This is a genomic window from Sporosarcina sp. SG10008, assembly GCF_044569405.1.
In the GTDB taxonomy this organism is placed as follows: Bacteria; Bacillota; Bacilli; order Bacillales_A; family Planococcaceae; genus Sporosarcina; species Sporosarcina psychrophila.
Genome location: NZ_CP172607.1, coordinates 2,114,507 through 2,136,957, shown reverse-complemented (window position 1 = coordinate 2,136,957; position 22,451 = coordinate 2,114,507). Strand labels below are relative to the sequence as shown.

The window sequence follows — 22,451 nt, the reverse complement described above, 5'->3', positions numbered from 1 at the left end:
ATTGATTCATCTTCGGGGCAGGGTGTAATTCCCGACCGGCGGTAAAGGAAAGTCACTTTCCAAGCCCGCGAGCTTAACAGCTGATACCGGTGTAATTCCGGAGCCGACAGTATAGTCTGGATGGGAGAAGGTGAAGGTGCGGCCATCTTTTTGTGTTGTCTACAAAAAGAGGTGCTTATTTAAATGTGGGTTAAAAGAGAAAGAAATAGTCTCTTTTCTACTCTCTATTTGAGTATACCTTTCAAATCCCTCGAGCTTATTTGCTTTTGGGATTTTTTGTCGACATATACAAGATGGAACGGCCTTTCCTCTTTTGAAGTGAATCGCAAAAGGAGAGAGGAACAAATGAATAACAAAAAGTTGCGAAAGATGATTCTCATCGCGATGTTAGGGAGTATTGCAACTGTTTTGATGCAGTTTAACTTCCCACTACCTGCACTACCTGGATTCCTGAAAATTGATTTCAGTGAGATTCCAGCGGTTTTGGCAATAATGACGATGGGACCTGTAGCAGGTATTGCGGTCGAACTGCTTAAAAATATAATGCACTGGTTCATGTCAGGTAGCCCGACAGGTGTTCCTGTTGGTGAAATTGCAAACTTTGCAACAGGCGTGCTTTTCATAATGCCGATTTATTTTATCTTTAATAAATTTAAAACATCTATTGGTCTAGCGGGAGGCCTCATTGCTGGAACTGTCTCGATGGCTATTGGCATGAGTGTCTTGAATTACCTACTGTTTTTACCAATGTATACGTATTTCATGAATTTCCCAGCCATGGCAGGGAATGAGTTAGCTACTTTTATTGTTTTAGGAGTTCTACCATTTAACTTGATCAAGGGAATTATGCTAATGATTATTTCCATGCTGCTTTTCAAGAGTATGAAAAAATGGATTGCACAACAGCGTACCCAATTAACTTCATAATATAAAAAAAGGTCGTCCCGGGATTTTCCAGGACGACCTTTCCACGTTCGATTTATCTAGCTTCGTGACAGTGGTCTCTCAGCCAATTGGTAGAGCCACTCACGTGTCTTTAACACTATTGTAGAGTAACGTCTGTCTGGGAACCCTCACGACAGGTTGTCGTAGTTTTAAAGCGACTTCTGTTATCGACAGCGCTTGCCTAGTTAATCTTCGTATTTAAGTGCATCGCCATCAAATGGTGCGTCGGCGGTTTTGATAGAATCGGTTGGACAGCCATCGAAAGCGTCTTCTAGGTCTTCCATCAGTTCTTCTGGAACTTCAGCTGTTCCCATGTTATCATCGAGGATAACATAAGCAATTCCTTCATCATCATAATCGTATATATCCGGGGCAGCAGCTCCACACGCACCACACGCTATACATGTATCCTGATCAACGATTGTATATTTAGGCATAGTCTTTCTCTCCTCTTTTCTCCGTACAAACAATTTACTTCACCTTTCATTCTAATGATGTTGACAAGAGTTTTCAACAAAAAACATTTGTTAATCGGAGGAATTCAAAATGAAACTATCTTCAATACTATTAACCATCATAGGCAGAATAGACGGTGAACGAACAATCTATGCGGGACTTCACCTATTACGCGGCAAACGATCGGGACAAACACTGCAAGATGTTGAATACTACGGTTTGAAGGAATTCTTTGGTATTGTACCAAAACTGACAGCTGAACGATTCGATGAGGCGGCTAAACAGTTAAGTGATAGGGGTTTCATCTCAACAATGGATGATTCTTTCGTCAAACTGACGGAGCAAGGTCGCGTGGAAGTTGGCAAATTACCGTCCTACCGATTTAACGGCTGGGATTATAGAGGAAGGGAAATGATTTTTTTCGGAAGGTTATCGCTTGTTGTGCAGACGGTTTCGAATTTCAAAGCAAAGGAAAAATCGTTTATGCCCGCTCAAAAAGACCGTGATATTCAAACTTTTGTTAAAATGCTACTACATAATCAGCGAATCAGTGATCCAGTATTTGCTAAAGGCGTCAGCGAAGAAATTCGGCTATGTATTACTCGAAGTGAAATGGATGAAAGACAAAAAACAATTATCACTCATCGCTTAAGTGGTTTCGGACTGACAGGCTGGACATGGGATCAGTTAGCAGATAATTTGAAACTAAATCCATTCGATATCCGTCTACTATTTATAGAAGGTCTACATATGATGCTTGCTGTCATTATTCTGTCTCCTGATTTGCCTTTTTTGCGAAAAATAGCTGAAAGCGTCAAGGTTTCGACATATTTGACGGATTCCTCTGTAAAAACGAAGCAACTTTTTGATTGTGGCTTTTCTCTTGAAGAAATTGCGATGGCGCGCAACTTGAAACAGAGTACAATTGAAGATCATTTTGTAGAAATGTCTATTAATGATACAGAATTTCCGCTAACACAGTTTGTTTCTGAGGAAGATGCAGAAGCAGTAGCTGGAAAAGTGAAGGAAATTGGAACCCGTAGACTTCGCTTGCTGAAATCTGAATTCGAAACGCTTTCCTATTTTCAACTTCGTCTCATCTTAGGTGCGCGGACGGGAGGGGGCAACTAATGGCTATTCACAAATTATTAAAAGAGAGATTCGGTTTTGATCAATTCAGGGCAGGACAAGAAGATGTCATTCGAGATGTGATTGCGGGCAAGGACACGATTGCAATTTTACCTACAGGTATAGGGAAGTCACTTTGCTACCAATTACCTGCCTATGTACTTGAAGGTACTGTCTTAATCGTTTCACCACTCGTTGCGTTGATGGAAGACCAGGTGGCAATCATGAAAAGGAACGGTGAAAAAAGGGTTGTTGCGTTAAACTCATTTCTTTCTTATTCGGAGAAAAACAGAATAATGGGGGAATTAGGCAGCTATAAATTCATTTTTATATCACCTGAAATGTTGTTGCAAAAAAATGTGACTGCTCATTTTCGTAACATTCAGTTGTCGTTAATTGTTGTTGATGAGGCTCATTGTATTTCTCAATGGGGATTTGATTTTAGACCAGAATATTTGAGGCTAGGAGAATTTTTTGAAGGATTGAATCGACCAGGTATTTTGGCTCTTACCGCAACGGCCGATGATAAAGTAAAGGCTGATATTTGCAGGTATCTGCAACTTCAAATGCCTGCAATTCATCAACATTCGTTGGACCGCCCTAATATTTCTTATTCAATTGTCAAAGTTGATAATGGGATGATGAAAACGGAGTGGATTAAGAATCGTATAGTAACGACGGCGGGTCCTGGAATCATTTATGTGGCATCGCGAAAGCGGGCTGATGAACTATCTCAGCTTCTTCAGCTGGAGGGTGTTTCTGTGGCATCTTATCACGCCGGCAAAGAGCAAGAAGATCGAGCGTTCATTCAGGAACAATTTATCACTGGTGAAATTAGCTGGATATGTGCTACAAATGCGTTTGGAATGGGTATACATAAAGACGATATCCGTCAAGTGATCCATGAACATGTACCTCAAGCTATCGCAAGTTACATTCAGGAAGTGGGGCGTGCGGGACGTGATGGTGATTTAGCGGCAGCGACGTTACTTTTTTCGTCCGATGACGAAGGAAGAACGCGTTTCATTATCCAAGACGATCTCCCTCAAGAATGGGAAATCAAGCACTATAAAAGTCTTCTCGTAGAGAACTATCCGCCTGCTGAAGCAGCTGAACTGGCACGGATTAGCGAAACAGGAAAACGTGTCATAGACTACTACATCGAACGGATGCCGATTGAAGATGTCATTATTCGTATGTCTGAATTGATACGTGAAAAAGAAGCGCAACTACAGACGATGCTTCGATTAGTTCATTCTGAAAGATGTATTCGGGAAGAGATTTTAGGTTTTTTCGGCGAGGCATGTGGAATGAAACCGAAGTTTTGCTGTTCGGTTTGTGGAACAGCGGATGGTCTAAAGCTTGATGTACAAAAAACAATCGTGTTGGATAAACGAATGGTGGATTGGGAGGAAAGGTTGACGGGGCTTCTTGGATAACAGATCCGTTGTCCATTTAACTTCATTCTGAAGAACTATGCCTGATGACTCGTGGAACAAGGAAAGTTGCAGTTCAATCGCCCCTCTGAGTAACCAATATCCTGTTGGTGCAAATACAGCAAGGTGTATTTGATTTTTACGACAAAATTCGTCATAATGAAAGAATAGCACGATGTGATAGGAGAATGTAGCGATGAAAAATGATGATTATAAGACTGACTTTGAAGAGCACAGGAAGGAAATCGGTCTAGACGATGGTCATGAGGTTAGCAAGCTTCCATCGCGTAGCGAATTGCATAGGAAAGGTCGTAAACCTAAAAAGAAATCCAGCCATACGATGATTAATGTTATTCTTGGGTTATTCACACTTATTCCGGTACTCATTTTAGTGTATATTATTTCCGATTTTTATACTCCGGGTGATCGTACGTCAGCAAAAGGTGGGGAAACCGGCACGCTCTTTGAAATGAACAGTGAAAAGCCAGTTGAAAAAACTGCTGATGCTGATAAAGACGATGAAAAAAAAGCAACTAGTAATGAGGACGAAAAGAGTGCTGTGAAAACTGAAGCTGAAGCAAAAGTTGAGGAGAAGCCAGTATCTAAACCAGTAGTGAATGTCAATCCAACACCAGAAAAGAAACCAGAAGTAAAAGTAGAAACGAAGCCGGAGAAGAAACCGGAAGTAAAACCGGAGTCTAAACCAGTAGCAAAAACGCATACGGTTGGTAGTAATGAAAACCTTTATCGTATTTCTTTGAAATATTATGGTAACGGTGGAGGCGTCGAAAAAATCAAAAGCGCAAACGGCTTAACATCGAATGAAATTGGGGTTGGACAGAGACTTGTCATTCCTTGAGGAATAGCAGTATGAAAAAGGCGAAGTATAGATTCTTTGCCTTTTTCTTATGATAATAGGGAAATCTGGGTTTTTTGACACGGAACTGTGTCAAGCTCCAAGCGCCAGACGTTCGGGTCATAAGTGAACCCGGCTAATCGGCAAAAGAATGCCGCTTCGCCGGTCCGCCCTGTGCCTGTCGCATCTACACGGCACTTTGCGCTTATCATATGAAAGGTGGGCATGATTACGGTTAATAAAATGATATGGTCATCTGTTTCGCTGATGATTGGATTTTTAATATATATGTTTATGAGTGCTAGAAGACGGAATGTTATTTACCATAATATGAATGTCGCGTCTGATAGTCAGGCTGACAAAAAAATGTCGGTATTTTTCATTTCAGATATCCATCGGCGTAAAATCGATGATAAATTGCTAGCGAAAGTTCAATCTGCCCATGATATCGATATTGTTATCATTGGCGGTGATCTAGCTGAAAGAGGAGTACCACTAGTACGGATAGCTGAAAATATCCGTAAGTTAGCGCAATTGGGACCGTTATTTTATGTTTGGGGTAATAATGACCGTGAAGTTGGAGAAGAAGAAATGCGAGAGATTATTACTCGTTATGGCGGGAAAATCCTTGACAACGAAAGTAGTGTTATTCCTGGACATCCGCGTTGGGGTATAGCTGGAACGGACGATCCGTCAAGTCGTAATGTCGATATTGACTCGACCCTCCGTGTTGTCAGTCAGTATGACAATGTTATTTTGGTCACGCATACGCCTTCGCTTTTTAGGAAAGTGGAGCAGTTATATGAGCCTCGATTGATGCTTGCGGGGCACACACATGGCGGACAAATTCGAATCGGGAAATACGGTCTACAGGAAAAAGGATCGTTCCGATTGAAGAAGGGTAGAGCGAAGCTAATCAGTAATGGATACGGCACGTCTACGTTGCCACTGAGGCTTGGTGCGGCGCCTGAATGTCACGTCATCGTCATAAATTATGGAGAAGTGTACTAAAGGAGTGTATTAAATAAAATGATACAAAAAGATGTAATAGTGGTAGGGGGAGGTCCATGTGGCCTGTCAGCAGCAATAGAACTGCAAAAACAGGGACTGGATGTTCTTGTTATCGAAAAGGGCAATATAGTCAATTCGATTTATCATTATCCGACGCATCAGACGTTTTTCAGTTCAAGTATGAAGTTGTCTATAGGGGATATTCCATTTATAACGGCTATAGATAGACCAAAGCGGAATGACGCACTTGTTTATTACCGGAAAGTTGCGGAACTGAAAGAAATTCCTATCAATAGTTTTGAAAAGGTAGTTGATGTTGCGAAAATAAGTACGGGATTCCATGTTTTGACGGATAAAGACGAGTATTTAGCAACTAATGTGGTAATCGCGACTGGCTACTACGACAATCCAAATCATCTCGGTATTGAAGGGGAGGACCTCCCGAATGTCTTCCACTATTTTGAAGAGGCACATCCTTACTTCAGAAAAAAAGTGGTTGTAATTGGAGGGAAGAACTCTTCCATCGATGCTGCTCTCGAATTGGAACGTGCTGGGGCACTGGTTTCAGTTGTTTACCGCGGTTCCGATTATTCACCAAGTGTTAAGCCCTGGATTTTACCTGGTTTCGATAGCCTTGTTCGTAGTGGTGAAATTGCTATGCATTTTAATGCGGATGTTGTCAAAATCACGGATGTTTCCGTCACGATTGATATCGCAGGGGAATTGTTTGACATTGAAAATGATTATGTCTTCGCAATGATTGGCTATCATCCCGATCACACTTTCCTAAAAAAGGTTGGTATTTCGATTGAAGAAGAAAGCGGTCGCCCTTCTTTTGACGAAGAAACAATGGAAACGAATGTCGAAGGGCTCTTTATTGCAGGTGTTATTGCTGCGGGGAATAATGCCAATGAGATTTTCATCGAAAATGGTAAGTTTCATGGTGAAATAATTGCGCGTACGATTGATGCAAAACAAAATAGTATAAAATAAAAGCTACCCTTCAATCTAGGAAAACAGGTTGAAGGGCAGCTTTTTGACATTTACATCTACAACAATTTTACTTCGTACAAAGTTCGAGTAATAGTTTTAAGCGTGCTTTCTGGCCACTGAGCCCGTGTTCAAAGCGCACACCCATATCTTTCAGCATCTTACCTCCGCCTTCATACGCATAAATATCCTGTGCAATCCCATTGAAGCATCGGGAAACTAGGATGACTGGAAGACCTTCAGAAAGTAGACGTCTGATTCCGCCGACCACATCAGGTGGGACGTTCCCTTGTCCTAGTCCTTCAAGTACGACACCGTCATAGCCAAGAGAAGATATCGAAACAAGCAAGTCGGATTCCATTCCCGCATAGATTTTAAACATGGCTACTTTTTTGTTGATGGACACGACAGGGAGATAGGTTCTTGATAATGGTGCATGGTGGAAATGAATGGCTGACTTCGTTACAATGCCGATGGGTCCATATTGCGGACTTTGAAAAGTAGAGACACTGCTGCTATGTGTTTTCGTCACATTCGTCGCTGTGTGGATTTCATCATTAAGTACGACGAGTACCCCTTTATCGTTTGCGTCGTCTGCTGCGGCAACTCTGACAGCTGACATCAGGTTATAGACGCCGTCCGATCCAATTTCATTGGAAGAACGCATTGCACCCGTCAATACAATTGGGATATTGAAATTTGTTGAGAGTTCAAGGAAATACGCTGTCTCTTCAAGCGTGTCTGTGCCATGTGTAATGACAATACCATCAAAGGAATTATTCTCCGTCAGACGGGAGATCAGCTCTTCGAGTTCAAGCATTCGTGCTGGTGTAATATGTGGAGAAGGTAAATTAAAAGCTTCCACTTCTGTTATGTTGGCGAATTGCTGGATGTTGTCTATTTCTAATGCGAGAGGATTTGCAGCACTTAACATTACTCCGCCGGTTTTGGTATCCAGTTCCATTGAGATCGTACCGCCTGTATGAACAAGCAGAATGTTTTTCTTCATAGTAGTTCCTCCTGTTTAAGGGAAATCATGGTATAATAAAGCAAAATGGGGGCCGGCCGATGTTCATATTGTTCACTGTAGCGATTGCGCCGGGATTGGCGCTCTTTAGCTATTTTTATTTGAGAAAACAGATTGCGAAAGAACCATCACTTACATTATTTCATACATTCATATACGGCGCTATCATGACTTTTCCGATAATGTTTATCCAACACGTATTTGAAGAGGAAAACATCTTCTCCCACTTTTTCATCCGGAATGTTATTTTTACAAGTGGACTTGAGGAGTTCTTTAAATGGCTCATCCTGTTGCTTGCCATTTATAGGCATGTTGAATTTGAAGATGCATACGATGGGATCTTATATGGTGCCAGCGTGTCATTAGGTTTTGCGACGGTTGAAAATATTATTTATCTACTTACATTTGGAGCGGACACCGCATTTCTTCGGGCTTTATTGCCGGTTTCCAGTCATGCACTATTCGGTGTAGTAATGGGCTATTATTTTGGCCGAGCAAAATTTGCAGTAGAATCAAACATCAATATGTATTTGTTTCTAGCATTCCTTGCCCCATATAGTCTTCACTTCATCTATAATGGCATCCTCGCTGTAGATAATCTCTGGCTCTATCTGATTATTCCTTTCATGCTGTTTCTTTGGTGGTTTGGCTTAACTAGAGTTAAATATGCACATACGTTCGCAATGCAGCAATTCAGACGCAAAGCACGAACAAACACAAAATGATTCAGCTTTAGCTGGATCATTTTTTATTTGTTAATAATATTGCTGATTTTGGACAAACTATAGAAAAAGGAGGAATGAAAGTGAAAAAACTGGTCATCCGTATGATAACAATCATCTTGCTCCTTGGATGTGCTTATGCAACCTCACCTGTCCAAATAAAAGCATTCAGTTCCCAAAATGTCGCACGCGGCGCATTTGGAGATGATGTAATCGAGCTGCAGTCGAGACTTCAGTATATTGGTTATTACACTGGGACGATTGATGGAACATTTGGCTATGGAACCTATTGGGCATTGCGCAATTTCCAAGAGAAGTATGGACTTCCGGTAGACGGAATTGCAGGATTGAAGACTCGGAAAAAATTGGTGGATGCATCACAGTATGATGAGAAGTTCGTAAAAGATAATTTGAATAAAGGGAATAAGTTCACGTATTACGGAAGTAAACCGCTTGCATCTCAGGTAGGTCAAGGAGCGGGTAAAACGGAAAATATCCAATTGCCAGCAAAATATTCGGATCAGGATCTTAAGCTGATGGCGAATGCTGTCTATGGTGAGGCAAGAGGAGAACCGTACGAAGGGCAAGTTGCAGTAGCTGCAGTCATATTGAACCGGGTTGAACATCCAGATTTTCCAGATACAGTTGGCGGTGTCATCTTTCAACCGCTTGCTTTCACAGCGGTCGCTGACGGGCAAATTTGGCTAACACCGAACGAACGGGCAAAAGAAGCCGTTCTCGATGCTATTAATGGATGGGATCCTTCCGAAAATGCAATTTACTACTTCAATCCAATTACAGCGACGAGCAAGTGGATTTGGTCACGACCTCAAATTAAAAAAATTGGTTTGCATATATTTGCCAATTAATCAATACGGAAAAGTATTGAAAACTAGTGATAAAGGAGGGGAGGCGGAATTTTCCGGAAACAACGAAAGTTTCCGGCGATATTTTGCCGAAATATGAAAAAAATGATTTTTGTATTAGTGTACTCAATAGCAGCACTTTCAATCTTTTCTTACGGTAAAGCAGCTGAAAATGAACAATTATCTATCGCACTAAGTGGACAATACGCCAGTAAAATGACAGATGCATCGGAGAAACTGGAAGAATTGGATAATGCGGTGAAAAAGACTTTATTATTTAATGAGGCGGATGGATCCTCAAAAGCGCGAGATGACATTTGGCGTCTGTCATCCGATATTAAAAACTCTGTTTCTTCATTACCGATGGATCCAAGCTTTTCAACATCGTGGTTGAATTATCTTGGACGTCTTGGTAATTATGCCAAGGAAGCAACTCGTGTAGCCGATAACGTCGAATATCACCGGGTTATGGAGCTGGCTTCTAAGAACCTTCGCTCAATGGCGGATGAGTGGCAAGTGGCAACTGCGGGCATGGTAAGTGGGAATTTATCGATAGACGGTTGGAAACAGAGATTGGATGTTGCTGATTCAGGCCATGATTGGACCGCTATGGGTACTAGTGTTAAACAGTATACGGAGAGTGATTTCCCACTGACAGCAAGTGAGTCGGATTCTATGAAGAAAAAAGATTTGAAAAATATTGCGGATCCTGAAGTGACTCGTGAAGAGGCCATAGCTGAGTTCAAAAAACTTTTTCCACACCTATCTAATGAGACTATCGGTGTAGAAATGAGTCAACCAGGCTCACCTTATCCGTTTTATCACATTCGTTTTGCCGAAGCTGAGTCAGTCGGTTATATTGATATCACGGAAAAAGGGGGGCATGTCCTTTCATTCCTTACAGAAAGGCCATTTGGCAAGGAGATTCAGCCGTTTGACGAACTTAAAAAGAAAGCAGAGACGTTTTTAAAAGATGCAGGTTATAAGGACCTTGTTTACGAGGAAGCAAGGGAAAATAATACGGCTTGGCATATGGTATTTGTCAGAGTAGAACCGGAATATGGAGCGAAAGTATTTTCAGATGTAATCCATTTAAAGATTGCAAAAGATAATGCGGGCATCGTTGGTCTGGATGCTTCCGAGTATATTCGGAAAGAGAAGACTGAACGACAGCCGATCACGAAGAAGAATTGGAAGACATTTTTCCATTCGGGCGTCGAAATTGTCAAAGAAGAATATGCATATGTTGAAAATGATCGGTTAGAACAAAGGCTAACGCACTATTTGACAGTTACGATAAATGAGAATGGGCAAATAGGCACATATGCAGTAATCGTCGATACGGAGACCTCTGAAGTGATCAAAACCGAGAAATTACAGTAAAATGAAGTGTAAATAGTCATTGGAATTTCCATCCCGTCATGACATAATAGTATCTATGAATAGCGACACGCGCCGATAGCGCCTGAAGCTAGACCATATGACATAGGGATGGCGGGTGCTTTAATATGCTACTTTCGATTGGGACGATTATTGTTATCGATAAAGACTTTACAAAAGATAGCGAAAAGTTCAAAAGTAAAGTGGTTGATATAGGAGACGGTTTCGTAATGATTGACTACCCAAGCCATATTGAGACGGGACGGACAGCATTTTTTATGGATGGCACGCAGTTGCACGTTACATTCATAGATAGTATGAAAATGTCTTATGCTTTCCGGACTGAAGTGAGCGGCCGCCTTAATAAGGGAATTCCAATGATTAAATTATCCTATCCTGGTGATGAACAGCTTATCAAGATTCAACGACGTGAATTTGTACGGGTAGAATCAGCAATTGATATTGCTGTTGAGAAAGATGGACGCTTCAGCCAGTTTGTGGCGGCAGACCTTAGCGCAGGCGGAGTCGCGCTAACTCTCCTTAACCCCGACACTTTCAAAGAAGACGAGCTGTTATCGCTGACCATCGTGCTCCCTTTCATGAACCGTGAAATTAAATATGTCAAAGCTGATGCACGGGTTATAAGGGTTTTTGAGAAAGATGGCAGACTAATTGCCTCATTACAATTTGAGACAATCAATCAAGTTGAGCGTCAATACGTTATCCGATTCTGTTTTGAACGGCAGTTGCAAATGAGAAATGAAAAATAGAATTTAGTTGGGGAGAGTCTGTGTGAATGAGACTTTTCCCTTTTTAATTGCCCAAACTCCAGCCAGTTAACAAAGGCGCTTACGCTTTTCTTGGTGTCTAGACTCTAGGCGCCTAGACCCTCGAGTCGCTTCAGTCCTTAAGTTAAAGGCAAAAAGCGCCTTTATCTTAAGGCCCTCCAGCGCTTTTCGGGTCTACCCAGGCGCTTACGCTTTTCTTGTGATACAATATTGTCTAATTGACTACGGGGGTAGATGAAATGGCATTAGAGATAAAAATCGCGATTGATGGTCCGGCTGCGGCTGGAAAAAGTACAATTGCTAAAATCACAGCTGAAAAATTGGGCTATACGTATATCGACACAGGTGCTATGTACCGCGCACTAACGCATAAAGCGTTAGTTCACAACATAAATACTAGGAATGGACAAGAACTTGAAAAGTTATTGGAAGAGACGGAGATAGTTCTTAGGCCATCAATAAACGGCCAAGCGGTCATTGTAGATGGTAAAGACGTAACAGAAGACATCCGTTCACAATTAGTGACGGCTTCTGTATCCTCTGTCGCTACTCATATGGGTGTCCGTCAGCTGATGGTTGATAAACAGCGGATTCTAGCTATAGGTGCAGGTGTTGTAATGGACGGGCGCGATATCGGGACGGCTGTCCTGCCGGATGCAGAACTAAAGATTTTCATGACAGCCTCTGTTGAGGAGAGAGCGATGAGACGTCATATTGAAAACGAAAAACGTGGCTTCACAACGTCTCTTGAACAATTGAAAGCTGAAATTGCTGAACGTGATCGCGCGGATAGTGAAAGAGAAGTGTCTCCACTCAGACAAGCGGAAGATGCTGTTCTTATCGATACGACTTCGATGTCAATTACAGATGTGGCGGAAAAAATCAGTGAACTTGCAGAAAAGAGGATGAACTTATGAACTTATATCCACTTGGTAAAATGCTCTGCAGTGCAATATTTTATCCGTTATATCGCATTAAAGTAATTGGTGCGGAGAACTTCCCGAAAGAAGGGGGTGTTCTGCTTTGCACGAATCACATCGATAATGTCGATCCTCCGGTTGTCGGTAGTACTTGTCCTAGGCCTGTTCACTTCATGGCAAAAGAAGAGTTATTCAAAATGCCATTGCTAAAAAGTATTCTTCCGCAAGTGAATGCATATCCTGTGAAACGGGGTATGAGTGACAGGGAAGCATTCCGGAATACATTGAAAATCCTTAAATCGGGAAAAGTTGTCGGGATGTTTCCAGAAGGAACGAGAAGTAAGACGGGGGAACTTGGTAAAGGGCTTGCAGGCGCAGGATTCTTCGCGCTGAAGGGTGGCGATGCGGTCGTTATGCCTTGTGCAATTATAGGGCCTTACAAAGTGTTTAGAAGATTGAAAGTTGTCTATGGTAAACCGTTAGATCTGACAACTTATCGTGAAAGTCGGACTTCAGCTGAAGACATGACAGAGATCATCATGAGTGAAATTCAAAAACTTATCGAACAAAATAAATAAGATAAGGGTAATTTTTTGTTATTTTGAATAGATTCGAATAATATAGAAGTAGGATTCTTTATGAAGGAGGACTACATAATGACTGAAGACATGAACTTAGAAGCAGCGAACATCTACAATGAAGGTGACCGTGTTACTGGGAAAGTGACTAAAATCGAAGAAAAGTCTGTGACAGTTGAAATTGCGGGAGCACCTTTTGATGGTGTTATTCCAATCAGCGAACTATCGAGCCTTCACATTGAAAAAGCTGAGGATGCAGTTGCAGAAGGCGATGAAATTGAACTGATTATCACTAAAGTGGAAGAAGATAATTATGTCCTTTCAAAACGTAAAGTCGATGCAGAAGATGCATGGGGTTCTCTTGAAGAGAAATTCAATAATAAAGAAACAATCGAAACGGAAGTAAAAGACGTTGTTAAAGGCGGACTAGTTGTTGACCTTGGTGTACGTGGTTTCATTCCGGCATCACTTGTCGAAGATTATTTCGTCGAGACTTTTGAAGAGTATAAAGGTCGTATGATGACATTTAAAATTGTTGAAATGGATAAGGAAAAAAATCGTTTAATTCTTTCTCATCGTGCAGTTATCCAAGAAGAAAAAGCATCACAAAAAGGTGAAGTTTTGGATAATCTCAAAGAAGGTGAAGTACTGGAGGGGACTGTTCAACGTCTTGCAACATTCGGTGCTTTTATTGATATCGGTGGCATTGATGGACTTGTTCATATATCTCAACTTTCTCATGATCATATCGAGAAAGTTTCAGACGTTCTAAAAGAGGGCGACAAAGTGAATGTGAAAATCCTTTCAATCGACCGTGATTCAGAACGAATTTCACTATCCATCAAGGATACATTGGCTGGTCCGTGGGAAGGAATTGAAGAGAAGGCTCCTAAAGGATCTAAGTTTGAGGGGACTGTGAAACGTCTCGTCTCATATGGTGCATTTGTAGAAGTGTTCCCTGGCGTCGAGGGCCTTGTCCATATTTCGCGTATTTCCCACCAACACATCGGTACTCCGCATGAAGTGTTGAAAGAAGGTCAAAAAATCAATGTCAAAGTACTAGAAGTCAATACGGACGATAAACGTCTATCTTTAAGCATTAAGGATCTTATTGAAAAAGAAGACAATAACTCTTATGGAAATTATGAGATGCCAGAAGAAGCATCAGGTTTTTCACTGAGTGATGTCATCGGAGATCAGCTGAAGAACTTTTCAACTAAAGATTGACTAAGAAATGTTGTTTAATTTACTTGATGTGACTAATTTGTGAACTTAATGAACGAGAATTTGAAAAGATGATGATGCCCCTTATGGGCATCATCATCTTTTTTGTTGCATAGGAAATGATACTATTCCCGATCCCGGGATAATTAATAACGTAGGAATTGTCATAGGGGTTGTCTAAATAGTTGCATATAATAGTAAGCAAGGTATTTTCTTGTCGGCGTGATAAGTGGGGGATTAGTAAGAGGCCTTTATTCCGCCGACAGGGCTTTAGTAAAAAAAGAAGGTGAATAATATGCCATATACAATAATCAACAACTACATTCCGACGTCTCTTTATCCTCTGAAAGCAACGTATCCGATGACGCCGGAATACATCACCATCCACAATACAGCCAATGATGCGACGGCAATCAACGAGATTGCTTTCATGACGCGGAACACAACTGCGACGTCGTATCATGTAGCAATCGATGATAAACATGCAGTGCAAGCTATCCCGTTTACACGCAACGGTTGGCACGCTGGGGATGGTCAAGGGGCAGGTAATCGGAAATCCATAGGGATTGAAATCTGTTACTCACAATCAGGCGGTCCAAAGTATGTTAATGCGGAAGCGAATGCCGTCGACTATATAGCACGCATACTTAAGCAATACAGCTGGGGTATAGATCGTGTTAAATGGCATCGGGATTGGAGTGGTAAAGAATGTCCGCACCGTATCATAGATGAGGGGCGTATGACGACCGTTCGCAATGCCATAGTTAAACGTCTGGCAGAATTGAATATCCCAACGCTACCAAAGGAGGATGCACGCATGTTTAATCCAAGCTCAGCAACGTTAAAAGTTGCTTATGAACAATACTTGTCGGATGCCGTAAAAGAAGGTTTAATTTCCGACAAATGGTTAACGGACTTTAGGGCAGGTAAGTTGTCACTAGATGATGCACTCGCACTAAAAGTCTTTATTGACCAGCGCAGATGAGGTAATTAAGGTAGGGAAGATCAAAAGGCGGTAAATCCATCAAGGACAGTCGTCATTTTCAAAAGAAAAGAACGTATAAGATTTCAGCGGAGCGGTGTCTAGATTCCAGCACCTAGCCTTCCTTTATCTTAAGGCTCTCTAGTGCTTTTCCGGTCTACCAAGCGCTTGTGCTTTTCTTATTTGTCATAATAAGAACGTTCGCTCCATATGTTGGTGGAAAGGGAGGGGGGGAGGGAATGAGTGTGCGTAATCAATTGGTCAAGTCGATGAAGTATAATGAGTCATTAGATATGATGTACCAGGCGAATGACGGTCAAATTAGTAAGAGGCGAATAAGGGTGCTGGATGTCGGTGAGGTATCGTTCAGAGCATACTGTTTTCTGCGTAAGTCGAATCGTACGTTTACAAACGACAACGTGTTGGCGCTTGTTCCCATCATTATAAAAGAAAGATCCGTGATCTAACAGTTAGACGTTTACAGATTGTAGTATGAAGTGTTGCGTTATTAATAGAAGAAATAAATTTAAAATTCGCAAAGTATAGCGCTGCAGGTTTCATTTATGCTTCGCGAAAATCAGTAGCAGTGATAGTGGATATGCGGAAAATTAATTGGTAATAATAAGAAAGAGCGACTTCTCAGAAATGGGATAGTCGCTCTTTCGATTATTAATATGAATTGTAGGACTTACTTCATTTTCAAAGTTCTCAAAAAGCCCCACATACAAATAGTTTAGTCTTGCGTAAGTTAAATTCACGTAAAAATGATATACTGTCGTAGTGTGACAAAGACAGTGTTTACAGTTATAAATGTGCCTGTTTAGACGTGTTAATGATTATTGTGTATAATATGCAGAAGATAAGCTGGAAGGATGTTAGATTATGAATAAACCAACAGTAGCGATCGTCGGTAGGCCGAACGTCGGGAAATCGACAATATTTAACCGAATCGTTGGTGAACGAATTTCAATCGTAGAAGACGTTGCGGGTGTTACACGTGACCGTATTTACAGCTCCGCAGATTGGCTCGCACATGAGTTCAACCTTATTGACACAGGAGGAATCGATATTGGAGATGAGCCTTTTCTTGAGCAAATCCGATTACAAGCGGAAATTGCAATAGACGAAGCGGACGTTATCATTTTCCTTGTGAATGGTCGTGAAGGGGTAACAGATGCTGATGAGCAAGTTGCCAAGATCTTGTACAAAACGAAAAAACCTATTGTACTTGCTGTAAACAAAGTTGATAATCCAGACATGCGGGACATGATTTATGATTTCTATTCCCTTGGATTCGGAGAACCGTATCCGATTTCTGGTGCGCATGGACTAGGTTTAGGGGATTTGCTTGATGCAGTAGCGAATGATTTCCCAGAACCAGGTGCTGAAGAAATTGAAGATGATGTCATCCGGTTTTCGTTAATTGGGAGACCTAACGTTGGTAAATCATCACTTGTCAATGCATTTTTAGGTGAGGAACGGGTCATAGTTAGTGACATACCTGGAACAACAATAGATGCTATCGATACGGCTTATGAATATGATGGACAGAAGTATAAAATTATTGATACTGCTGGTATGCGTAAAAAAGGGAAAGTGTATGAAAATGTAGAGAAATATGCTGTTCTTCGTGCACTAAAAGCGATTGATCGCTCTGATGTCGTTCTTATCGTTATCAATGGTGAAGAAGGCATACGTGAGATGGACAAGCGCATCGCCGGCTACGCAGAAGATGCTGGAAAAGGCGTCATGTTTGTTGTTAATAAGTGGGATGCTGTCGAAAAAGATGATAAGACGATGAACAAGTTTATTGCGGATATCCGTGATAATTTCCTATTCCTCGATTATGCACCGATTGCTTTTGTTTCAGCAAAAACAAAACAGCGTGTTAATACGTTGTTTGAAAAAGTTAAATTAATTAATGAGAACCATGCACTACGTATTCAGTCAAGTGTCTTGAACGAAGTGATTGAAGACGCTGTTGCAAGAAACCCTGCACCTAATAATAAAGGACGCAGATTGCGTATTTATTATGCTACGCAAGTAGCTGTTAAACCGCCAACTTTCGTCGTCTTTGTGAACGATGTAGAAATCATGCACTTCTCTTATGAACGCTTTTTACAAAACCGTCTTCGGGAGTCATTTGGCTTCGAAGGAACTCCGATCAGGATTATTACTCGAGCAAGAAGCTGATCGACGTTACGGGAGAAAGGATGTCTGTATGAAATGGAAAAAGTAACTGTTATCGGAGCCGGAAGCTGGGGAACTGCGATTGCTTTTGTTCTTGCTGAAAATGGTCATGATTGCTTACTTTGGGCGAGGCGTTCTGACCAGTCCGCTGAAATTAACGAAAATCATACAAATAAGTCATATTTACCAAGTATTTCTTTACCTACTAATTTGAAAGCAACATCAGATTTGGAAGCGGCGGCGATGCATAGTGATACTGTCATCATCGCTGTTCCGACCAAGGCGATTCGTGATGTCTGTTCTGAACTGAATGCAATGGCGATTAGCCCTAAATTAATTGTCCATGTTTCAAAAGGTATTGAACCAGATTCGTTAAAACGAATCTCAGAAATGATTTCGGAAGAGCTAGATTCCTCGAAAACAAAGGCTATTGTTGTTCTCTCGGGTCCAAGTCATGCTGAAGAAGTTGTTCTGCGTCATCCGACGACAGTAACGGCTGCATCATTCGATTTGGAAGCGGCAGAAAAGATTCAGGACCTATTTATGAACCATTATTTCCGTGTCTATACAAATCCGGATATAGTTGGTGTGGAAATCGGAGCTGCGCTTAAAAATGTAATTGCATTGGCAGCCGGTATTTCTGATGGACTAGGTTATGGTGATAATGCCAAAGCTGCGCTTATTACGCGCGGATTAGCGGAGATTTCAAGACTTGGCGTGAAAATGGGTGCGAATCCACTTACATTTTCAGGTCTGACAGGTCTAGGCGATTTGATTGTTACATGTACGAGTGTTCATTCACGCAATTGGAAAGCGGGCAATATGCTCGGAAAAGGGAATAGTCTAGACGAGGTCGTATCAGGCATGGGTATGGTCATCGAAGGTGTACGGACGGCTAAAGCGGCACATCAGCTTGCAGCCCAGCACGGAGTCTCTATGCCGCTCACAGAGGCACTGTACTCCATACTATTTGAAGGAATACCGCCGAAACAAGCTGTGGACCAACTTATGAACCGTATGAAGAAGCAGGAAGTTGAAGATCTCTTCGGCAACCGTTGACTCTGTAATTCAAAAAGACTTGTGAAAAACGTCAGATTACGTTGCTAGCCTCCCCCTCCGCTCCACACGTATAAAAGCCAGCACATTACGTGCAAGCGAGGGACTTGGGGCTATGCTCACTGGTCCTTTTCTTCTGCCTTTTTAAATACTGATTATACGAAAGGAGGACTTCCTTTGTCCTCGATGGATAAAATGTGGCTGTCGTTCTATGCGATGGGATTCATGGTTATTTCCATGGGTCTTATTTATGTGAGTCGGCATAAGCTTCAAAATAAAGTTTTGAAATTACTATTTGCTATAATAGCCTATTCTTTATTAATCTTCTCATTTTTTGCGATGATTTATCTCGTATTTAATGGGCCGACAGGAGGGGCATGATGACTATGTCAGTAAAAAAAATCGGGTTACTCTTCATATCTTCCTTGGTTTTTGTTCTATCTGGATGTATGTACCCGTCCGAAAAAACAACTGGACAGGAAATCCCGTATGCTGATCAGCTGGAATCAATGCAAAAAGCGGTTGATGCTTATCAGAAAAATTCGGGAGGATTATTGCCAATCAAAACACGTGATCTTGAAACAGATATTTACATCAAATATCCCATTGAGTTCTCCAAAGTTGTACCAGCTTACACGGAAAAAATGCCTTCAAATGCGTATGAAACTGGTGGGATCTATCAATATGTGTTGATAGACGTTGAAACGACTCCAACGGTAAAGCTTGTTGATTTGCGCTCAGCGGAACATATTCGCGATTTAAACCTAAGGAAAAACGTCAATGGTCGAGCTCCATTCAAGGAGTCCGTGGGTGACCATGTCTATACAGTCGATTTCGAAGCAATGGGCTTTAAAGAGCCGCTGACGGTTCCTAGCCCCTATTCAGATGCAATCTTACCGATTGTTATCGGTGGGGATGGTGTTTTTTACATCGATTATTCGATTGATTTAAACCGAATGTTGCAAGAAAAGACCCAGACTGTTAAACCAGGGGAGGATATTCGTCACCTTTTAACGGATAACTATCCTGTTTTACCGGCTTATTCATTACCTTATACAGTGAATGCAGACAACGAACCAATATTCATGAATAAATCAAAATGAAAAACGTTTCATGCCACGTGCATGAAACGTTTTTTTTTTACATAAACTAATATGCGCATCTAAAGGAGGACGATAGAATGAAAGAGGAATTATATGAAAATCTGGCTAGACGCACAGACGGTGATATTTATATCGGTGTCGTCGGACCTGTTCGTGTAGGGAAATCTACGTTCGTGAAAAGAGTTATGGAAGAAGTCGTTATTCCAAATATGACGGAAGCATCGGATCGAATTCGTGCGCAGGATGAGCTTCCTCAGAGTTCACCAGGCTCAGTTATTATGACATCAGAACCGAAATTTGTGCCCGCCCAAGGGACTTCGGTATCTGTAGGGGATGGTGAGCTGAAGTTTCAAATCAGGCTTGCAGATTGCGTTGGCTATGTGATAGACGGCGTAAAAGGCTATGAAGATGAGAATGGCCCGAAATTGGTTCACACGCCATGGCACAACGAACCAATACCGTTTGAAGAAGCGGCGCGTATTGGTACGGATAAGGTGATTCGTGATCATTCTACGATTGGTATTCTTGTTACAACGGATGGAACAGTAAACAATATTCCACGGGCAGCAGCACAAGTTGCTGAAGAGGAAATCGTTAATAAGTTAAAAGATATTGGTAAGCCTTTTGTTATTGTTCTGAATTCTAAAATGCCGGCCAATGACAGAACGATCGCATTAAAACAGGAACTACATGAAAAATATGGGGTTCCTGTCATTGCGATAAGTGCTGATCAGTTAAACGCACAGGAAATTCAACTTATTTTAAAAGAAGCATTGTACGAATTCCCGATTTCTGATATTGAAGTCCAAAAACCAGATTGGATGGAAGTGCTCGGAAGTGAACATGAACTGAATGCCAACATCGACAGAGTGATTAACGAAGGATTTTTGGGTGTATCAAAAATCCGTAAAATACAGGAGTTGGCAGAAAGTTTAAAAGATGAAAAATATGTTAGGCATGCAGAAGTCATTGAAGTAGATGCTGGTAAAGGGAAAGCAATCGTGAAAATTACTATGGATGAACAGGCTTTCCGTGAAATTTGTGAAGGAATTATGGGACAGGAAATCGGCTCGAAAAAAGACTGGTTGTTGTTTGTTCAGGAAGCGGCCAAAGCGAAAAAGTCGTATGACATGTACTCGGAAGCAATCGATACAGCTAGAAAGCAAGGCTACGGTGTTGCTCTTCCGACAATTGAGGATTTCAATCCTTCTGCACCGGAACTTATCAAACAGAACAACTTTTTCGGCGTTCGCATGAAAGCAACGGCACCGTCGCTTCACATTATTCGGGTTGATATGGAAGCCGAATTTTCTCCATTAATCGGTTCCGAATTTCATAGCCATCATTTATTAAAAGAATTAAAGAATGCTTATTTGCATGATAGAGAGGCATTATGGGAAACACAGCTATTCGGAACACCGCTCCATGAAGTTATGAAAGAAAGCATTCGTTTCAAAACAGCTTCTGTTCCGATGAAAGCAAGAAAACGTCTGCGGGAGACGATTGAACAGATGGTGAATGATGGAAATAAAGGCATGATTACATTTATCGTCTAAAGGAAAAAGATCCGTCAAAAGCGGATCTTTTTCCGTTTTTTTAGCTAAAAGTGCATGATATTAGCGATTACGCGATAATATTGTTGCGTCAGGGATTTTCTTGTGATACTCTTTTTACAGTATTAGAAGCTAGCTAATGCCCTTTGAGAGGAGGTGAATGGTGTGAATAAAACAGAATTGATTACCTCTGTAGCTGAAGCAGCAGAACTAACTAAGAAAGATGCTACAAAAGCTGTCGAAGCTGTATTCGATACGATCCAATCTACTCTTGCAAGTGGTGAGAAAGTACAATTGATCGGTTTCGGTAACTTCGAAGTACGTGAGCGTGCAGCTCGTAAAGGACGTAACCCGCAATCTGGGGAAGAGATCGATATCGCTGCAAGCAAGGTACCAGCTTTCAAAGCAGGTAAAGCGCTTAAAGACGCAGTGAAATAATTCTCAAGTTTACATAGAAGTCCGTCCGTCGTATCTAATTCATTAGATACTTGGGGCGGACTTCTTTCCATTTTTATCTTATTGTCCAATGTAGAGTGAACGAACTGTACGGAAATGGGCGAGTATGCTACTATTTTTGTTGGAATGGCTTTATTTCCGATTGGGAGGTTTCGAATGATGAATGTTGTCGATTACGAGAAAATAGAGAAAGCAGTTTCAATGATCCTGGAAGCAGTCGGTGAAGATCCCGAGCGTGAAGGACTGATAGATACTCCAAAGCGTGTCGCAAAGATGTACGCTGAGGTATTTGAAGGTTTGAATAAAGACCCTAAGGATTATTTCAAAACAGTGTTCCATGAAAATCACGATGAAGTCGTACTTGTAAAAGATATACCTTTCTACTCGATGTGTGAACATCACCTTGTGCCGTTTTTTGGGAATGCGCATATTGCATACATACCGCGTGATGGAGTTGTTGCCGGCCTGAGTAAATTAGCGAGAGCCGTCGAAACGACTGCCAAAAGGCCACAACTTCAAGAACGTATCACATCCACAATTGCGGAAGCGATGATGGAAATGCTAAATCCAATTGGTGTCTACGTAGTAATCGAGGCGGAACATCTGTGTATGACGATGCGAGGCATCAAGAAACCAGGCGCGAAGACAGTGACTACAGTTGCGCGTGGTATTTACGAACAGGACGATGTGAAACGGGCTGAGATCCTATCACTTATAAAGATGTCTTGAAGCCTTTGCGAGTAACGCCTTTTCTATGATATGATAAGACCATAAAAGAATAGAC

24 protein-coding genes and 1 riboswitch are annotated in these 22,451 nt (G+C 41.5%); of the genes, 22 read left to right on the top strand and 2 right to left on the bottom strand.

Translation table 11 applies throughout. From position 1 onward, the window contains the following. The first annotated feature begins 4 nt into the window (after positions 1-4). A riboswitch (FMN riboswitch) is annotated at positions 5-136 on the top strand. Between the two features lie 209 nt (positions 137-345). Further along, on the top strand, positions 346-927 hold the full coding sequence (locus ACGLYD_RS10385) for an ECF transporter S component (protein WP_067210434.1): 582 nt from the start codon (positions 346-348) through the stop codon (positions 925-927). Positions 928-1,130: 203 nt separating this feature from the next. Here ACGLYD_RS10385 and ACGLYD_RS10380 read toward each other — a convergent pair whose 3' ends face one another. After that, complete coding sequence (locus tag ACGLYD_RS10380) at positions 1,131-1,382, bottom strand: ferredoxin (RefSeq protein ID WP_067210431.1); 252 nt, start codon at positions 1,380-1,382, stop codon at positions 1,131-1,133. Positions 1,383-1,491: 109 nt separating this feature from the next. Here ACGLYD_RS10380 and ACGLYD_RS10375 point away from each other — a divergent pair, with 109 nt between their 5' ends. From ACGLYD_RS10375 to ACGLYD_RS10355, 5 genes are all read left to right on the top strand, one after another. Beyond that, the gene (locus tag ACGLYD_RS10375; RefSeq protein ID WP_342538542.1) at positions 1,492-2,532 is read left to right on the top strand and encodes a helix-turn-helix domain-containing protein; all 1,041 of its coding nucleotides are present in this window, start codon (positions 1,492-1,494) and stop codon (positions 2,530-2,532) included. Further along, the gene (locus tag ACGLYD_RS10370) at positions 2,532-3,968 is read left to right on the top strand and encodes an ATP-dependent DNA helicase RecQ (RefSeq protein WP_067210425.1); all 1,437 of its coding nucleotides are present in this window, start codon (positions 2,532-2,534) and stop codon (positions 3,966-3,968) included. Before ACGLYD_RS10375 ends, ACGLYD_RS10370 begins: the two co-directional genes overlap by 1 nt. A gap of 193 nt (positions 3,969-4,161) precedes the next feature. Next, entirely contained in the window at positions 4,162-4,824 is a 663-nt protein-coding gene (locus tag ACGLYD_RS10365) for a LysM peptidoglycan-binding domain-containing protein (protein WP_067210423.1), read from the top strand. 222 nt (positions 4,825-5,046) lie between these two features. Continuing rightward, positions 5,047-5,832 (top strand): metallophosphoesterase, encoded by a 786-nt coding sequence (locus ACGLYD_RS10360; protein ID WP_067210420.1) that lies wholly within the window; start codon positions 5,047-5,049, stop codon positions 5,830-5,832. Positions 5,833-5,850: 18 nt separating this feature from the next. Next, on the top strand, positions 5,851-6,825 hold the full coding sequence (locus tag ACGLYD_RS10355) for a YpdA family putative bacillithiol disulfide reductase (protein WP_067210418.1): 975 nt from the start codon (positions 5,851-5,853) through the stop codon (positions 6,823-6,825). 67 nt (positions 6,826-6,892) lie between these two features. On the opposite strand, the gene ACGLYD_RS10350 is transcribed toward ACGLYD_RS10355, so the two are convergent. Further along, the gene (locus tag ACGLYD_RS10350) at positions 6,893-7,831 is read right to left on the bottom strand and encodes an asparaginase (protein WP_340742323.1); all 939 of its coding nucleotides are present in this window, start codon (positions 7,829-7,831) and stop codon (positions 6,893-6,895) included. A 59-nt stretch (positions 7,832-7,890) separates the two neighbouring features. Between ACGLYD_RS10350 and prsW the strand changes: the two genes are divergently transcribed. The 16 genes from prsW to folE all read left to right on the top strand — a co-directional run bounded on the left by prsW (position 7,891) and on the right by folE (position 22,396). Next, positions 7,891-8,574 (top strand): glutamic-type intramembrane protease PrsW, encoded by a 684-nt coding sequence (prsW, locus tag ACGLYD_RS10345; protein WP_067210413.1) that lies wholly within the window; start codon positions 7,891-7,893, stop codon positions 8,572-8,574. Positions 8,575-8,675: 101 nt separating this feature from the next. Then, a complete protein-coding gene (gene sleB, locus ACGLYD_RS10340) occupies positions 8,676-9,440 on the top strand; it encodes a spore cortex-lytic enzyme (protein ID WP_370570005.1) in 765 nt (254 codons plus the stop codon). Positions 9,441-9,542: 102 nt separating this feature from the next. Continuing rightward, a complete protein-coding gene (locus tag ACGLYD_RS10335; protein WP_399632800.1) occupies positions 9,543-10,820 on the top strand; it encodes a PepSY1/2 domain-containing protein in 1,278 nt (425 codons plus the stop codon). A gap of 125 nt (positions 10,821-10,945) precedes the next feature. Beyond that, positions 10,946-11,587 (top strand): flagellar brake domain-containing protein, encoded by a 642-nt coding sequence (locus tag ACGLYD_RS10330; protein ID WP_340742321.1) that lies wholly within the window; start codon positions 10,946-10,948, stop codon positions 11,585-11,587. Between the two features lie 257 nt (positions 11,588-11,844). Next, a complete protein-coding gene (gene cmk, locus ACGLYD_RS10325; RefSeq protein ID WP_067210405.1) occupies positions 11,845-12,522 on the top strand; it encodes a (d)CMP kinase in 678 nt (225 codons plus the stop codon). After that, the gene (locus ACGLYD_RS10320; RefSeq protein ID WP_067210403.1) at positions 12,519-13,103 is read left to right on the top strand and encodes a 1-acyl-sn-glycerol-3-phosphate acyltransferase; all 585 of its coding nucleotides are present in this window, start codon (positions 12,519-12,521) and stop codon (positions 13,101-13,103) included. Before cmk ends, ACGLYD_RS10320 begins: the two co-directional genes overlap by 4 nt. Positions 13,104-13,181: 78 nt before the next feature. Then, positions 13,182-14,330, top strand: a complete 1,149-nt coding sequence (gene rpsA / locus ACGLYD_RS10315) for a 30S ribosomal protein S1 (protein ID WP_187045137.1) — start codon at positions 13,182-13,184, stop codon at positions 14,328-14,330. Positions 14,331-14,622: 292 nt separating this feature from the next. Beyond that, positions 14,623-15,312: an N-acetylmuramoyl-L-alanine amidase family protein gene (locus ACGLYD_RS10310; protein WP_187045136.1), complete on the top strand. Its 690-nt coding sequence runs from the start codon at positions 14,623-14,625 to the stop codon at positions 15,310-15,312. Positions 15,313-15,548: 236 nt separating this feature from the next. Then, positions 15,549-15,776 carry a transcriptional regulator gene (locus tag ACGLYD_RS10305; protein WP_335339499.1) on the top strand — a complete coding sequence of 76 codons (228 nt, stop codon included), beginning with the start codon at positions 15,549-15,551 and terminating at the stop codon, positions 15,774-15,776. A 415-nt stretch (positions 15,777-16,191) separates the two neighbouring features. Further along, positions 16,192-17,502, top strand: a complete 1,311-nt coding sequence (gene der / locus ACGLYD_RS10300) for a ribosome biogenesis GTPase Der (protein ID WP_067210395.1) — start codon at positions 16,192-16,194, stop codon at positions 17,500-17,502. Between the two features lie 33 nt (positions 17,503-17,535). Continuing rightward, positions 17,536-18,558, top strand: coding sequence for an NAD(P)H-dependent glycerol-3-phosphate dehydrogenase (locus ACGLYD_RS10295; RefSeq protein WP_067210392.1), 1,023 nt, complete (start codon positions 17,536-17,538; stop codon positions 18,556-18,558). Positions 18,559-18,741: 183 nt separating this feature from the next. Beyond that, entirely contained in the window at positions 18,742-18,936 is a 195-nt protein-coding gene (locus ACGLYD_RS10290; protein WP_370570004.1) for a DUF2768 domain-containing protein, read from the top strand. A gap of 5 nt (positions 18,937-18,941) precedes the next feature. Then, entirely contained in the window at positions 18,942-19,658 is a 717-nt protein-coding gene (locus ACGLYD_RS10285) for a hypothetical protein (protein WP_067213971.1), read from the top strand. A gap of 77 nt (positions 19,659-19,735) precedes the next feature. Beyond that, on the top strand, positions 19,736-21,214 hold the full coding sequence (spoIVA, locus tag ACGLYD_RS10280; protein WP_067210387.1) for a stage IV sporulation protein A: 1,479 nt from the start codon (positions 19,736-19,738) through the stop codon (positions 21,212-21,214). A gap of 162 nt (positions 21,215-21,376) precedes the next feature. Beyond that, complete coding sequence (locus ACGLYD_RS10275) at positions 21,377-21,649, top strand: HU family DNA-binding protein (RefSeq protein ID WP_067210384.1); 273 nt, start codon at positions 21,377-21,379, stop codon at positions 21,647-21,649. A gap of 177 nt (positions 21,650-21,826) precedes the next feature. Beyond that, positions 21,827-22,396: a GTP cyclohydrolase I FolE gene (gene folE / locus ACGLYD_RS10270; protein ID WP_067213970.1), complete on the top strand. Its 570-nt coding sequence runs from the start codon at positions 21,827-21,829 to the stop codon at positions 22,394-22,396. The last annotated feature ends 55 nt before the right edge of the window (positions 22,397-22,451 follow it).